Source organism: Pseudomonas sp. SIMBA_041 (assembly GCF_046535095.1).
Taxonomy (GTDB): domain Bacteria; phylum Pseudomonadota; class Gammaproteobacteria; order Pseudomonadales; family Pseudomonadaceae; genus Aquipseudomonas; species Aquipseudomonas mucoides.
Window position 1 is genome coordinate 1 of the sequence record NZ_JAWRXJ010000170.1, and the last position, 292, is coordinate 292.

The window sequence follows — 292 nt, forward strand, 5'->3', positions numbered from 1 at the left end:
TGCATTTCGCTGCGTTCAGCGCCGATCACGCGGCCTTCGGTGGTCACCAATAACAAACGCTGTCCTGGCGGTGCCCACTTATCAATCGCCCGGAATAGACGCCGCCACCACATTAAATCGTTGGGCGGATCGTTCGCCAGCTCCGCTTCAACATGCTGCTCAATCATCAGCCCCTGACGCTGTTCGCTATCCAGAAGCTCGGACATCTGGCGTGAATCGAGCATGGGTAACATCAAAACCAACATCAACACCAGCGCCAGCGTCAGCCAGAAGATGGCGAAGATGCGCGCGG

The 292-nt window shown here is 57.2% G+C and carries 1 protein-coding gene; it reads right to left on the minus strand.

All coding sequences use genetic code 11. From position 1 onward, the window contains the following. The coding region (locus tag SB725_RS30705) for a hypothetical protein (protein WP_410923130.1) at positions 1-292 on the minus strand (292 nt) is incomplete at both ends.